General features: G+C 70.4%; 12 protein-coding genes. 5 read left to right on the top strand and 7 right to left on the bottom strand.

Annotated features, from left to right (window positions below):
• The first annotated feature begins 47 nt into the window (after positions 1 to 47).
• Positions 48 to 1,106: an NAD(P)H-dependent flavin oxidoreductase gene (locus GGR16_RS09705; protein WP_183316480.1), complete on the top strand. Its 1,059-nt coding sequence runs from the start codon at positions 48 to 50 to the stop codon at positions 1,104 to 1,106.
• Here GGR16_RS09705 and guaD read toward each other — a convergent pair whose 3' ends face one another.
• The 4 genes from guaD to GGR16_RS09685 all read right to left on the bottom strand — a co-directional run bounded on the left by guaD (position 1,107) and on the right by GGR16_RS09685 (position 4,093).
• Positions 1,107 to 2,423, bottom strand: a complete 1,317-nt coding sequence (guaD, locus tag GGR16_RS09700; protein ID WP_183316479.1) for a guanine deaminase — start codon at positions 2,421 to 2,423, stop codon at positions 1,107 to 1,109. It abuts the gene before it with no gap.
• Positions 2,424 to 2,500: 77 nt separating this feature from the next.
• Positions 2,501 to 2,968: a DUF1178 family protein gene (locus GGR16_RS09695; protein WP_019402144.1), complete on the bottom strand. Its 468-nt coding sequence runs from the start codon at positions 2,966 to 2,968 to the stop codon at positions 2,501 to 2,503.
• Positions 2,969 to 3,001: 33 nt separating this feature from the next.
• Complete coding sequence (gene grxC, locus GGR16_RS09690) at positions 3,002 to 3,259, bottom strand: glutaredoxin 3 (protein ID WP_019402145.1); 258 nt, start codon at positions 3,257 to 3,259, stop codon at positions 3,002 to 3,004.
• A gap of 57 nt (positions 3,260 to 3,316) precedes the next feature.
• Entirely contained in the window at positions 3,317 to 4,093 is a 777-nt protein-coding gene (locus GGR16_RS09685) for a ComF family protein (RefSeq protein ID WP_019402146.1), read from the bottom strand.
• Between the two features lie 72 nt (positions 4,094 to 4,165).
• On the opposite strand from GGR16_RS09685, the gene GGR16_RS09680 reads away from it, so the two are divergent.
• From GGR16_RS09680 to GGR16_RS09670, 3 genes are all read left to right on the top strand, one after another.
• Positions 4,166 to 5,071, top strand: a complete 906-nt coding sequence (locus tag GGR16_RS09680) for a class I SAM-dependent methyltransferase (RefSeq protein WP_183316478.1) — start codon at positions 4,166 to 4,168, stop codon at positions 5,069 to 5,071.
• A 124-nt stretch (positions 5,072 to 5,195) separates the two neighbouring features.
• The gene (locus GGR16_RS09675; protein WP_183316477.1) at positions 5,196 to 6,353 is read left to right on the top strand and encodes an iron-containing alcohol dehydrogenase; all 1,158 of its coding nucleotides are present in this window, start codon (positions 5,196 to 5,198) and stop codon (positions 6,351 to 6,353) included.
• Positions 6,350 to 6,838, top strand: a complete 489-nt coding sequence (locus tag GGR16_RS09670; protein ID WP_183316476.1) for a thioesterase family protein — start codon at positions 6,350 to 6,352, stop codon at positions 6,836 to 6,838. The genes GGR16_RS09675 and GGR16_RS09670 overlap by 4 nt, the downstream gene beginning before the upstream one ends.
• Before the next feature lie 230 nt (positions 6,839 to 7,068).
• Here GGR16_RS09670 and mutT read toward each other — a convergent pair whose 3' ends face one another.
• The 3 genes from mutT to GGR16_RS09655 form a co-directional block, all read right to left on the bottom strand.
• Positions 7,069 to 7,467, bottom strand: a complete 399-nt coding sequence (gene mutT / locus GGR16_RS09665; RefSeq protein WP_019402151.1) for an 8-oxo-dGTP diphosphatase MutT — start codon at positions 7,465 to 7,467, stop codon at positions 7,069 to 7,071.
• A 10-nt stretch (positions 7,468 to 7,477) separates the two neighbouring features.
• On the bottom strand, positions 7,478 to 8,719 hold the full coding sequence (gene argJ / locus GGR16_RS09660) for a bifunctional glutamate N-acetyltransferase/amino-acid acetyltransferase ArgJ (RefSeq protein WP_183316475.1): 1,242 nt from the start codon (positions 8,717 to 8,719) through the stop codon (positions 7,478 to 7,480).
• 108 nt (positions 8,720 to 8,827) lie between these two features.
• Positions 8,828 to 9,751 carry a peptidylprolyl isomerase gene (locus GGR16_RS09655; protein ID WP_082312457.1) on the bottom strand — a complete coding sequence of 308 codons (924 nt, stop codon included), beginning with the start codon at positions 9,749 to 9,751 and terminating at the stop codon, positions 8,828 to 8,830.
• Positions 9,752 to 10,128: 377 nt separating this feature from the next.
• Between GGR16_RS09655 and secA the strand changes: the two genes are divergently transcribed.
• Positions 10,129 to 12,906, top strand: a complete 2,778-nt coding sequence (gene secA / locus GGR16_RS09650) for a preprotein translocase subunit SecA (protein WP_183316474.1) — start codon at positions 10,129 to 10,131, stop codon at positions 12,904 to 12,906.
• The last annotated feature ends 87 nt before the right edge of the window (positions 12,907 to 12,993 follow it).

The raw sequence follows: 12,993 nt of genomic DNA, 5'->3' as shown, positions 1-12,993 counted from the left end.
GTTCCGGCGCTATCGTTCGTCCATTCCTGAACGAGCGGATCGACATCATGCAGCGCCTCGACCTCACGCACCCGGTCATCCAGGCCCCGATGGCGGGCGGCGGCGACACGCCGGCCCTCGTGGCGGCGGTGAGCGAGGCCGGCGGCCTCGGCACGATCGGCGCCGCCTATCTGTCGCCGCAGCAGATCCTCGACGCGGCCGCCGCCGTGCGCGCCGTGACGACGCGGCCCTTCGGCATCAACCTCTTCGCGCCCCTGCCCGCCCCGCAGATGCCCGCCGAGGCTCGTGCCGCCTTCACCGCCGTCGCTCCGTTCTACGAGGAGCTGGCGCTGCCCGCCCCGCAGATGCCGGTGACAGCCGGTGACGCCTTCGCCGCCCAGGTGGAAGCGGTGCTGGCAAGCGGCGCGAGCCTCTTCAGCGTCACCTTCGGCCTGCCCGGCGCGGATGTGATGGCGGCCGTCAAGGCGAAGGGCATGCTCTTTGCGGCGACGGCGACGACTGTCGAGGAGGCTCTGGCCGTCGAGGCCGCCGGCGCCGATATCGTCGTCGCGCAGGGCAGCGAGGCCGGCGGCCATCGCGGCACCTTCGCCGCACCTTTCGAGCGGGCCATGATCGGCACCATGGCGCTCGTGCCGCAGGTGACGGATGCCGTTTCGATCCCCGTCGTCGCCTCCGGCGGCATCATGGACGGGCGCGGCATCGCCGCCGCCTTGGCGCTCGGGGCCAGCGCCGTGCAGATGGGAACCGCCTTCCTGACCTGCGCCGAGGCCGGGATCCCCGAGGCCTATCGCGAGGCCATTCTCTCGGCGAAGGAAGACGCCACCCGCGTGACCCGCGCCTTCTCCGGCCGGCCCGCCCGCGGCATCGCCAACCGCTTCATGGAGACGGTCGACGCCGGGGGCGCGATCCTCCCCTTTCCGCTGCAGAACGCCCTGACACGGCCGATGCGCACCGCCGCCGCCAAGGCCGGGCGCTCCGAATACCTCTCGCTCTGGGCGGGCCAGGGCGTGCGCCTCGCCCGCCGCCAGGGCGCGGCGGAGCTCATGGCCCGGCTGGCCGCCGAGACGGCCGAGGCCATCGCGAGGCTCTCCAGCCGCAAGGCCTGATCAGGACGCGGCGTGGATGAGCCGGCCGGCTGCATAAGTGGCGCGGACGGCCCGGTCGTCGCCCAGCGTCATGAGCACGAACAGCTCCTCCTCGAGGTCGCCGTCGATCCGGGCCATGCGGTTCGCCATCACCGGCGTCGCGCGCGCATCGAGCACCACCAGGTCGGCGAAGGCCCCCGGCTCCAGCGTGCCGATCTCGCCGGCGAGGCCGAGTGCCGCCGCATTGCCGGCGGTCGCGAGGTGGAAGGCCTCCAGCGCGCTCCAGTTGCGGCCGAGGAGCTGCTGCACCTTGTAGCCCTCGGCGAGGGTACGCAGCATGGAGAAACTCGTGCCGCCGCCGACATCGGTCGCCACCGCGACCCGCATGGCCGGCGCCTCGCGCGCCTGCCCCATCTCGAAGAGGCCGCTGCCGATGAAGAGGTTGGACGTCGGGCAGAAGACGGCGACCGAGCCCGTCTCGGCCATGCGCCGCCGCTCGGCCTCGGTGAGGTGGATGCAATGGCCGAAGAGGCTGCGCTCGCCGGTGAGACCGAAACGATCGTAGACGTCGAGATAGCCGGTGGCCTCGGGAAAGAGCCGGCGCACCGTCTCGATCTCGGCGTGGTTCTCCGACAGATGCGTCTGCACGAGAAGATCGGGATGCTCGCGCTTCAGCGCGCCGGCCGCCGCGAGCTGCTCCGGCGTAGAGGTGACGGCGAAGCGCGGCGTGATGGCGACGCGCTGGCGCCCGCGCCCGTGCCAGCGCTCGATCAGCGCCTTCGTCTCGTCATAGCCGCTCTGGGCCGTATCCGTGAGCGCCGGCGGCGCGTTGCGGTCCATCATCACCTTGCCGCCGAGCATGCCCATGCCGCGCCGTTCGGCCTCGGTGAAAAAGGCATCCGCCGAGACGGGATGCACCGAGCAGAAGGCGAGCGCCGTCGTCGTGCCGTTGCGGGCGAGCTCGTCGAAGAAGAACACCGCCTGCTCGGCCGCATGCGCGGCATCGGCGAAACGCTGCTCCTCGACGAAGGTATATCTCTCGAGCCATTCGAGCAGCTGCGCGCCGTAGGAGGCGATGACCTGCGTCTGCGGGAAATGGATGTGCGGATCGATGAACCCGGGCAGGACGAGCCCGTCCGGGTAATGATCGACCGGCGTATCGGCCGGCAGCGTCGCGAGAAGCGGGCTCGCCTCGCCGACGGCTGCGATGCGGCCGTCCCGCGCCAGCACCAGGCCATCGGCGAGATAGCGATAGCTCGCCCCGTCCCCCGCCCCGAGCGGCGGCGCAAGGAAGGTGAGGACGCGGCCGCGCACGGCGCGCCAGGCGGGATCGGCCATGGCCGGAAGCTCCATTGTTCGTGCCGATCAGATTGACGCCGGCCGGTACCGGCGTCAAAGCCGTTCACGGGGGCGGATCAGTTGCCTTCTTCGGGCAGGCGCGGTAGCGGCAGCACCTCGATGCCCTCCTCGTGGAGGGCATGCACCTCCTCGAGCGAGGCGTCGCCGTAGATGGCGCGCTCCTCCGTCTCGCCCGCATGCATGCGCCGGGCTTCGTCCGGGAAGCGCTCGCCGACGTTCTCGGCGTTCTCCAGGACGTGACGGCGCACCGCGCGCAGGACGGCGCGCATCTGCTGCTCCTTCTCCGACAGGAGTGCGACGGGCGCGGGGGCGGCAGGGGCAGCCGCCGGCACAGGCAGCCGTGGCGGACCGCCCTTGTCGGTGCGCTTCACCGCCGGCGCCATGATGGCCTTCGCCACCTTGGCGGAGCCGCAGTGCGGGCACGTGACGAGCCCGCCGGCCAGGAGCTTCTCGTAGGCGGCGCTGTCGGGGAACCAGCTGTCGAAGGCATGGTCCTTGTCGCAGACGAGGTCGTAGCGGATCATTTCACGCTCACTCCGGCGTCCGGACCGCGCGCCTCACGCCACGAGCAGCGGGTCGAGCCCGCCGCGGGCGTCGAGCGCATAGAGGTCGTCGCAGCCGCCGACATGCTGCTCGCCGATGAAGATCTGCGGCACGGTGGTGCGCCCGTCCGCCCGCTCGATCATTTCCTCGCGCAGCTCGCTGCGGCCGGTGATCTCGATCTCCTCGAACGGGACCCCCTTGCGCTGCAGCAGATCCTTGGCGGCGCTGCAATAGGGGCACCAGGACTTGGTATAGATGACGATGGGAGCCATACTCCTGCCTTACCTTCACGCGCGCCGACCCGCGGCGCCTTTCCTGTCATATAGGGGTCATTCCCCGCCGACGACAACTCGCGCGAAGGCGAGGACGTCGACCTGCCGCGCTCCGGCGCGCAGCAGCGCGCGGCTGGCGGCGTTGGCCGTGGCGCCCGTGGTCAGCACGTCGTCGACGAGGACGACCGAGCGGCCCTCCACCGCCATGCGCCGCTCCGGCGGCACGGCGAAGGCGCCCTGCAGGTTGCCGGCCCGCTGCGGTCGCGTGAGGCCCGCCTGCGGCCGCGTGCGCTTGACGCGGCGCAGCACCTCGGCCTCCCACGGCACGCCGGCGTGGCGGGAGACGACGCGGGCGAGCGCCGCCGCCTGGTTGAACCGTCGCGAGAAGAGCCGCGTGCGGTGCAGCGGCACGGGCAGGAGAACCTCCGCCTCGGCCAGGACCTCGCTGCCCGCCCGCACCATCATGCGGCCCATGGCTTCGGCGAGGTCCATGCGGTCGCCGTATTTCAGCCGGTGCACCATCTCGCGCGCCGCGCCGTCGAACCGGGCGACCGCCCGCGCCCGGGCGAAGACGGGCGGGTCGGCGATGGCCGCCGGCGACAGGAGCAGGCCGCCGATGTCTACGGCGAAGGGCGTGCCGAGCCGCTCGCAGAACGGCCGCTCGATGAAGGCGAGCCCGCCCCAGCAGCGGGGACAGAGCGCATGCGCCTCCGCCGTGGCCGCCCCGCAGGCGACGCAGCGCGGCGGATAGAGGAGGTCCGCCAGCATCGTCCCCGCCCGCCGGACGGAGCGGCGCAGGCGGACCGCGAGGGGCGAGCCGGCGACATGGCTCATGGACGAACGGCCGGCGGAAAGCTTTGACCTTGCCGGCGCAACGGCCCATAAGGCCGCAACGGATCACGCGCCATGACCAACGCCCCCCAGATCTTCGACCGCCGGCAGCAGCGGCTGCGCCTGACGCGCGCCGAGCGTCTCGGCTATGCCGATTTCCTGCTGGCGCGGGTCTGCGACGAGCTTGCCGAACGGCTCGCGGCCGTCAAGCGCAGCTTTACGCGCGCCCTCGACCTCGGCACCCCGCACCGCGGCGCCGTCGCGGCGCTCGCGGCAAGCGGCCAGGTCGAGCACGTCCTGCGCGCCGCCCCGGTTTTGGATCTTTCCCGCCCCGCCCCCTCCGGCGCGGCCGCGGTGGTGGCGGACGAGGAGCTCATCCCCTTCGCGCCGAAGAGCTTCGACCTCGTCGTCTCGCTGCTCGCGCTGCACGGCGTCAACGACCTGCCCGGCACGCTCGCGCAGATCCGCCGCTGCCTCGTCGACGACGGGCTGTTCATCGGCTGCCTGTTCGGCGGCGGCACGCTGAGCGAGCTGCGCGCCGCCTTCGCCACGGCCGAGGCGGAGGTCGAGGGCGGCGTCAGCCCGCGCGTCGCCCCCTTCGCCGATTTGCGCGATGTCGGCGCCCTCCTGCAGCGCGCCGGCCTTGCCCTGCCGGTGACGGATGTCGACACGCTCACCGTGCGCTACGACAACGCCTTCGCGCTGATGCGCGACCTGAGGGCCATGGGCCTCACCAACACGCTCGCCGAGCGGCGTCGCACGCCCTTGCGGCGGGCGACCCTGATGCGCGCCGCCGCCATCTATGCCGAGCGCTTCGCCATGGCGGACGGGCGCATCCCAGCGACCTTCGACATCGTCTGGCTGTCGGGCTGGGCGCCGCATGAAAGCCAGCAGAAGCCGCTGCGGCCGGGCTCGGCGAAGATGCGCCTCGCCGACGCGCTGAAGGGGCTGGAGCCGCCCGGAGAAGGCAAGGACGACTGAGCCCCGCCGCGAAAGCCGCCGCAAAGGTCTTGCAGCAAGGGTCTTGCCAACGGCCGGCGGCTCACGTCTCATTCGCAGGAAACCGGCTTCGGAACGAGTTCCCCGCACGGGACGGGAGGAGGCGATGCACCCCTTCACCTTCAGCACGGCGAAAACGGTCTTCTTCGGCGCCGGCAGCATCGCCCAGATCGGCGACATCGCCCGCGACCAACTCGGCGCGCGCGTCATCCTCGTCACCGACCGCGGCATCATCGACGCGAAGCTGCACGAAAGCGCGCTCGCGTCCCTCGCGGCGGCGGGCGTTGCCGTGACCATCTTCGACGGCGTGACGGCCGACCCGCCCGAGAGGGTGGTGCTCGCCGCGGCCGAACAGGCGCGGCGCGAAGGGGCGGAAGGGGTCGTCGGCTTCGGCGGCGGCTCGTCCATGGACGTCGCCAAGCTCGTGGCGCTGCTCGCCCGCGGCGAGGAGGAGCTCTCCTCCATCTACGGCGTCGGCCAGGCCAGAGGCCCGCGCCTGCCGCTGATGCTGGTGCCGACGACGGCGGGCACCGGCTCGGAGGTGACGCCGATCTCCATCGTCACCACCGGCGAAGCGGAGAAGAAGGGCGTCGTCTCGCCGGTCCTCCTGCCGGACATCGCCCTGCTCGACCCGGAGCTCACCTATGCGCTGCCGCATCACGTGACGGCGGCGACCGGCATCGACGCCATGGTGCACGCTATCGAGGCCTATACCTCGACGAGCGCCAACAACAATCCCGTCTCGCGGCTTCTCGCCAAGGAGGCGCTCAGGCTCCTCGGCGGCGACATCCGCTCGGCCGTGCGCGAGGGCACGCATGGGGAGGCCCGCGCCAACATGCTGCTCGGCGCCATGTTCGCCGGCCAGGCCTTCGCCAATTCGCCGGTCGCGGCCGTGCACGCCCTCGCCTATCCCGTGGGCGGCCACTATCACGTGCCGCACGGACTCTCGAACGCGCTGGTGCTGCCGCACGTGCTGCGCTTCAACGCCGAGACCTGCAGCCGCGCCTATGCCGAGATCGCCCCTTGCGCCTTTCCCTGGCTCGCCGAGGTGCCGGTGGCGCGGCGGGCCGAGGCCTTCGTCGAGGCGCTCACGCATCTGTGCGAGGAGGTCGGCCTCGCCCAGCGCCTGCGCGACGTCGGCATCCCGCGGGAGGACCTCGCCCGGCTGGCGCATGACGCGATGAAGCAGACGCGCCTCCTCGTCAACAATCCTCGTCCCCTGAGCGAGTCCGACGCCCTCGCCATCTACGAGGCCGCCTGGTGAACCATCGTCCGACGACGCCCGCCCCGGCCACTGACCGGCGGACGCGGCCCGCCCGCGCGGCCTATCGCCACTTCCACCCCATCGAGACGCGCTGGCACGACAACGACGCCTACGGCCACGTCAACAACGTGGTCTACTACGGCTATGTCGACACGGCGGTGAACCGCTTCCTCATCGAGAACGGCCTCATCGACATCGCCACGAGCCCGCACATCTTCCTCGTCGCGGAAACCGGCCTCACCTATTTCGCGAGCACCGCCTATCCCGACACGCTCGAGGTCGGACTCGCCGTCTCCCGCCTCGGCCGCTCGTCCGTCACCTATGACGTCGCCGTCTTCCGCGCCGGCGCGGACGAGGCCGTGGCGCGCGGCCACTTCGTCCATGTCTATGTGGAACGAGACAGCCAGAGGCCTGTGGAAATCTCGGACAAGATCAGGACGGCGCTGCAGCCGCTCGTCGCGGAGACGGAGAATATCGCCGGCTAATGATTGGTAGTGGACGTCCCGCGGATGCGAGCTGGCCGCCTGATGTCAGCCTGGCGCAATCGAAACGGAGCAGCGACGCGCAACCTCTCCGCCGTCCTGGCCGGGCTCGTCCCGGCCATCCACGCCTTACAGCCCTGGCGCAATCGTCCCGGCGTGGATGCCCGCGACAAGCGCGGGCATGACGACGGAACTGCCGGTCGGCCGACGCAGGGCATCGGCCGCGATCGCGATCACATCAGCGCCGTCAGGTGCGGGATCAGCGGCTCGTCGGCCGGCGGCATGGGATAGTCGCGCAAGCGGTTCGGCATCACCCATTTGAGTGCCTGCCCCTCGCGCGACATGGGCGTGCCCTCCCAGCGGCGGCAGACATAGAGCGGCATCAGGAGGTGGAAGCTCTCGTAGGCATGGCTGGCGAAGGTGAGCGGGGCGAGGCACGGCTCCGCGACGGTGATGCCGAGCTCCTCGTGAAGCTCGCGGATCAGCGTCTCCTCCGGCCGCTCGCCGGGCTCCACCTTGCCGCCGGGGAATTCCCACAGGCCGGCGAGCTGCTTGCCCTCGGGCCGCTGGGCGATGAGCACGCGCCCGTCGACGTCGAGGAGGGCGCAGGCGGCGACGAGGACGAGCTTCATGCCCAGCGCCTCACGAGCGGTAGTCGCCGTTGATGGCGACATATTCCTTCGTCAGGTCGCAGGTCCACACCGTCGCCTTGCCGCGGCCGAGGCCGAGGTCGACGCGGATGGCGATCTCGTCCCCCTGCATGTAGGCGGAGGTGGCGGCCTCGTCATAGGCGGGATCGCGCGCGCCTTCGTGCGCCACGCGGATGTCGCCGAAGAAGATGGCGAGCCTGTCGCGCTCGGCCGGCTCGCCCGCCTTGCCGACGGCCATGACGATGCGGCCCCAGTTGGCGTCCTCACCCGCCACCGCCGTCTTCACCAGCGGCGAATTGGCGATGGAGAAGGCGATGCGCTGGGCCGAGGCGGCACTGACCGCCCCCTCGACGGTGACGGCGACGAACTTGCGCGCGCCCTCGCCGTCCCGCGCCACCTGCTGGGCGAGGTCGAGCAGGAGCTCGCCGAGCGCCTTGCGGAAGGCGGCGAGCCTGCGATCGCCCGCCTCCTCGATGCGGGGAGCGCCGCGCTTCGCCGCTGCGCCGGTGGCGAACAGCATCAGCGTGTCGGAGGTCGAGGTGTCGCCGTCCACCGTCACCGCGTTGAAGGTGCCCTCGACGCCGCGCGCCAGGAGCCGCTGTAGGGCGGGCGCGGCGATCGGCGCGTCGGTGACGACGAAGGAGAGCATGGTCGCCATGTCCGGCGCGATCATGCCCGCACCCTTGGCGATGCCGTTGATGGTCACCGGCACGCCGCCGAGATTGACCGTGCGCGTCGCCACCTTCGGGAAGGTGTCCGTCGTCATGATGGCGCGCGCCGCCTCGATCCACGGACCGCCTGCGGCACGCTGCACGCAATCGGCCAGCACGCCCTCGAACTTCGTCGCATCGAGCGGTTCGCCGATGACGCCGGTGGAGGCGAGGAACACCTCCTCGGGCCGGCAGGCGGCGGCGGCAGCGGCGATCTTCGCCGTCAGCGCCACCGCATCGCGCCCCTTCATGCCGGTGAAGGCATTGGCATTGCCGGAATTGACGACAAGGGCCCGCGCCGTGCCGGCGGAGAGCTGCTCCCGGCACCAGTCGACCGCGGCCGACGGGCACTTGGAGCGGGTGAAGACGCCCGCCGCCGTCGTGCCCTCGTCGAACACCGCCATCAGCACGTCGGTGCGGTTCTTGTAGCGGATGCCGGCCGCGGCGGTCGCGAAGCGCACGCCCTCGACGGCGGGCATGTCGGGCACGGATTTCGGAGCAAGCGGGGAGACGGTGGTGGACATCGGATGCCTCGGGATGCCCTTGCGCGGTGCCCTCACGGGCGGCGGAGCGGAGCCTCGCGGACGAGCCCGGACGGGCCGGCCCGCGAGGAAGGATGCGCCGGTTGCTGCTCAGTTCTTCTTCGGCTCGGCGGGCGTCGCGCCCTCGGCCGGCTTCTCGCCGGGCTTCGCACCATCGGCCTTGTCGAGGCGCTCGATCTTGGCGTCCTTGCGCAAGGCGAGGATGAGGTCCTGCTGCGCCTTGCGGGCGAGATAGGCCTCGACCTGCTCTTTGACCTCGTCGAAGGTCGGCAGCGGCTTCTCGCGCTTGTCCTCGACCTTGATGACGTGCCAGCCGAACTGCGACTTGACCGGTGCCGAGACCTTGCCGGGCGCGAGCGCGAAGGCGGCCTCGGCGAATTCCTTCACCATCCGGTCCTTCGTGAAGTAGCCGAGATCGCCGCCCTCCTTGGCCGAGCCGGGATCCTTCGACATCTCGCCGGCGACCTTGGCGAAGTCCTCGCCCGCCTCGATGCGCGCGACGACCTTCTTGGCGTCTTCCTCGTTCTCCACGAGGATGTGCCGGGCGCGCACCTCGTCCTCCGGCTTCAGGTTCTTCATCGTCTCGTCGTAGAGCGCCTTGGCCGCCTCCGGCGTCACGGCCTGCTCGACCTGCTTCTGCAGGTATTCGTCGAGCAGCACCTTGTCGCGGTAGTAGGCGACGCGGCGCTCGAAGTCGGGCGTGGCATCGACTTTCGCGGCCTTCGCGGCCTTGGCGCCGAGCCTGAGGTCGATGACATAGCCGATGAGGTAGTCCTGCCGCTGGGCGTCGGCCATGGCCGGCAGCCGGTCGCCGAGATCCTGCGCCGCGATCTCGAGATCGAGGGCGGTGATGGGCTCGCCGTCGACACGGGCGAGCACCTTCGCCTCATCCGCTGCCTGGCTCTGCGCGGGCGCCGGCTGCGCCGGCGCCGACGTCTGGGCCGTGGCCGCCGCACCTGCGAGGAAAGCGGCACCGGTCAGCAGGACGAGGGCATGCGGGCGAAATCGTTTCATGGATCAGTCCGGCGCGAGCAACGTGGGACCAGCGCCGGCGGACCGCTCGCGCTGGGCCGGCCGGCATCATGGTCGGCATGAGTGGCCGATGCGCCGGCGCTTTGCAAGGGACAAATCGTCCGGGGCGCCCCTCTCCCGCTGTTGAAAGCGTTGACATTCCCGTGCCTCGATCCCATGTGGCGCAAGGGTCCCGCCCGCCAGACGGCGCCCCGGCGGACCAGCGACGCGCAACCTCTAGAGCTTATGCTGGACCGGCGCGCCCGCGCCGGGTAATTGTCGCGCGGCGACGGGAGTTCCGCCGTCCCGGCGGTACCCGAGGCGCATGCCCCGCGCGCAGGATCGTACCGCAAGAATTGTATCGTCCGGAAAGGCCATCGATGTTCGGCGCTCTCGCAAAAAAAATCTTCGGCTCGGCCAACGATCGCCGTCTCAAGACGTACCAGCCGAAGGTTGCGGCCATCAACGCGCTCGAGCCCGAGCTTGCGGCGCTGAGCGACGAGGCGCTGCGCGCCCGTACCGAGGAATTCAGGCGCCAGGTCGCGGAAGGGCGCAGCCTCGACGACCTCCTGGTGCCCGCCTTCGCCACCGTGCGCGAGGCGGCGAAGCGCGTGCTCGGCCAGCGCCACTTCGACGTCCAGCTCCTCGGCGGCATGGTGCTGCACGAGAGCGGCATCGCCGAGATGCGTACCGGTGAAGGCAAGACGCTCGTCGCCACCCTGCCGACCTATCTCAACGCGCTCTCCGGCAAGGGCGTGCACGTCGTCACCGTCAACGACTATCTCGCCCGCCGCGACGCCGAATGGATGGGCCGCGTCTACCGCTTCCTCGGCCTCACCGTCGGCATCATCGTCCACGGGCTGGATGACGGTGAGCGCAAGGCGGCCTACGCCTGCGACATCACCTACGGCACCAACAACGAATACGGCTTCGACTACCTGCGCGACAACATGAAGTACGACTTCGCGCAGATGGTGCAGCGCGGGCACAACTTCGCCATCGTCGACGAGGTGGACTCGATCCTGGTCGACGAGGCGCGCACGCCGCTCATCATCTCGGGCCCGCTCGACGACCGCTCCGAGCTCTACAACGCCATCGACGCGGTGATCCCGAAGCTCGTCAAGGAAGACTACGAGGTCGACGAGAAGCAGCGCGCCGTCTCCCTCACGGAAAAGGGCAACGAGCACATCGAGCAGCTTCTCGAGGAGGCAGGCATCCTCAAGGAGGGCTCGCTGTACGAGGCGAACAACGCCACCATCGTCCACCACGTCAACCAGGCGCTGCGGGCCCACACGCTCTTCCAGCGCGACAAGGATTACATCGTCCGGGGCGACGAGGTCGTCATCATCGACGAGTTCACCGGCCGCATGATGCCGGGGCGCCGCTATTCGGAAGGCCTGCACCAGGCGCTCGAGGCCAAGGAGCGCGTGCAGATCCAGCCCGAGAACCAGACGCTCGCCTCCATCACCTTCCAGAACTACTTCCGCCTCTATGACAAGCTCGCCGGCATGACCGGAACCGCCGCGACCGAGGCGGACGAGTTCGCCGACATCTACCGGCTCGAGGTGGTCGAGATCCCGACCAACCTGCCCGTGCAGCGCCTCGACGAGGACGACGAGGTCTACCGGACCGCCGAGGAGAAGTACAAGGCGATCATCCGCGAGATCGAGGCCGCCTCCGCCAAGGGCCAGCCGATCCTCGTCGGCACGACTTCCATCGAGAAGTCGGAGCTGCTCGCCGAGGTGCTCTCCCGCGGCGGCTTCAAGCAGATCGACTTCGGCCGCGAGGATGCCCTGAAGCCGCTGTTCGAGGCGGCCCGCTCAGGCAAGCCCTCGAAGCACTTTGCCGTGCTCAACGCCCGCTTCCACGAGCAGGAGGCCTTCATCGTCGCCCAGGCCGGCGTGCCGGGCGCCATCACCATCGCCACCAACATGGCCGGCCGCGGCACCGACATCCAGCTCGGCGGCAATGCCGACATGCGCATCGAGCACGAGCTCGGCGACATGGCCGAGGGCGAGGAGCGCCGGGCGAAGGAAGAGGCGATCCGCATCGAGGTTGCCCAGTTCAAGCAGCGCGCGCTCGAGGCCGGCGGCCTCTACGTGCTCGGCACCGAGCGCCACGAGAGCCGGCGCATCGACAACCAGCTGCGCGGCCGCTCCGGCCGTCAGGGCGACCCCGGCCGTTCCAAGTTCTACCTGTCGCTTCAGGACGACCTGATGCGCATCTTCGGCTCCGACCGCATGGACGGCATGCTCCAGCGCCTCGGGCTGAAGGAGGACGAGGCCATCATCCATCCGTGGATCAACAAGGCCATCGAGAAGGCGCAGGGCAAGGTCGAGGCGCGCAACTACGACATCCGCAAGAACATCCTGAAGTACGACAACGTCATGAACGACCAGCGCAAGGTCGTGTTCGAGCAGCGCCGGGAGTTCATGGCGGCCGAGTCGGTGCGCGAGACCATCGACGACATGCGCCAGACGGTCATCGACGACATCGTCGCCCGGCACATCCCGCCGGGCGCCTATCCCGAGCAGTGGGACGTCCCCGGGCTCGAGGAGAGCGTCGGGCGGGTCCTCAACCTCGACGTCCCCGTCGCCGACTGGGCGAAGGAGGAGGGCATCGCCGACGAGGAGATGCGCGAGCGCCTGCACAAGGCGGCGAACGAGGCCTATGCCGCCCGCCTCGAGAAGAACACGCCCGAGGTGATGACCTATGTCGAGAAGCAGGTGCTGCTGCAGACGCTGGACCATCTCTGGCGCGAGCATCTCGTCACCCTCGATCACCTCAGGCAGGTCATCGGCTGGCGTGGTCTCGCCCAGCGCGATCCGCTCAACGAATACAAGGCCGAGGCGTTCCAGCTCTTCGACGGCCTCATCGACCATCTGCGCGAGCATGTGACGGCGCAGCTCATGCGCGTCGAGGTCATGTTCCAGCCGCCGGCCGAGGCGGAGCTGCCGCCCATGCAGGCGCACCATCTCGATCCGCTCACGGGCGAGGACGAGCTGGCGCTGGCCCTCGCACCGGCCGCGACCGAGACGGGCGCGCAGGCGGCGCGTGATCCGAGCGATCCCGCGACCTGGGGCAAGGTCGGGCGTAACGATCCGTGCCCCTGCGGCTCGGGCAAGAAGTACAAGCACTGCCACGGCGCCTTTGCCTGACGGGCCCGCAGGGCCGGCGGCGGATGCGCGGAACAATACGACCCGCAGCACGTTGCTTCGCACAGCCATCGCGCGGTGGCGTGCGGG

The sequence above is a fragment of the Chelatococcus caeni genome (assembly GCF_014196925.1).
In the GTDB taxonomy this organism is placed as follows: Bacteria; Pseudomonadota; Alphaproteobacteria; order Rhizobiales; family Beijerinckiaceae; genus Chelatococcus_A; species Chelatococcus_A caeni.
The sequence above is the reverse complement of the archived record's forward strand: the minus strand, read 5'-3'. Positions and strand labels throughout refer to the sequence as shown.

Coding starts and splice junctions, on each gene's coding strand:
- GGR16_RS09705 (WP_183316480.1), top strand. CDS start 48: ATGCAGCGCCTCGACCTCACGCACCCGGTCATCCAGGCCCCGATGGCG.
- guaD (WP_183316479.1), bottom strand. CDS start 2,423: ATGGCCGATCCCGCCTGGCGCGCCGTGCGCGGCCGCGTCCTCACCTTC.
- GGR16_RS09695 (WP_019402144.1), bottom strand. CDS start 2,968: ATGATCCGCTACGACCTCGTCTGCGACAAGGACCATGCCTTCGACAGC.
- grxC (WP_019402145.1), bottom strand. CDS start 3,259: ATGGCTCCCATCGTCATCTATACCAAGTCCTGGTGCCCCTATTGCAGC.
- GGR16_RS09685 (WP_019402146.1), bottom strand. CDS start 4,093: ATGAGCCATGTCGCCGGCTCGCCCCTCGCGGTCCGCCTGCGCCGCTCC.
- GGR16_RS09680 (WP_183316478.1), top strand. CDS start 4,166: ATGACCAACGCCCCCCAGATCTTCGACCGCCGGCAGCAGCGGCTGCGC.
- GGR16_RS09675 (WP_183316477.1), top strand. CDS start 5,196: ATGCACCCCTTCACCTTCAGCACGGCGAAAACGGTCTTCTTCGGCGCC.
- mutT (WP_019402151.1), bottom strand. CDS start 7,467: ATGAAGCTCGTCCTCGTCGCCGCCTGCGCCCTCCTCGACGTCGACGGG.
- argJ (WP_183316475.1), bottom strand. CDS start 8,719: ATGTCCACCACCGTCTCCCCGCTTGCTCCGAAATCCGTGCCCGACATG.
- GGR16_RS09655 (WP_082312457.1), bottom strand. CDS start 9,751: ATGAAACGATTTCGCCCGCATGCCCTCGTCCTGCTGACCGGTGCCGCT.
- secA (WP_183316474.1), top strand. CDS start 10,129: ATGTTCGGCGCTCTCGCAAAAAAAATCTTCGGCTCGGCCAACGATCGC.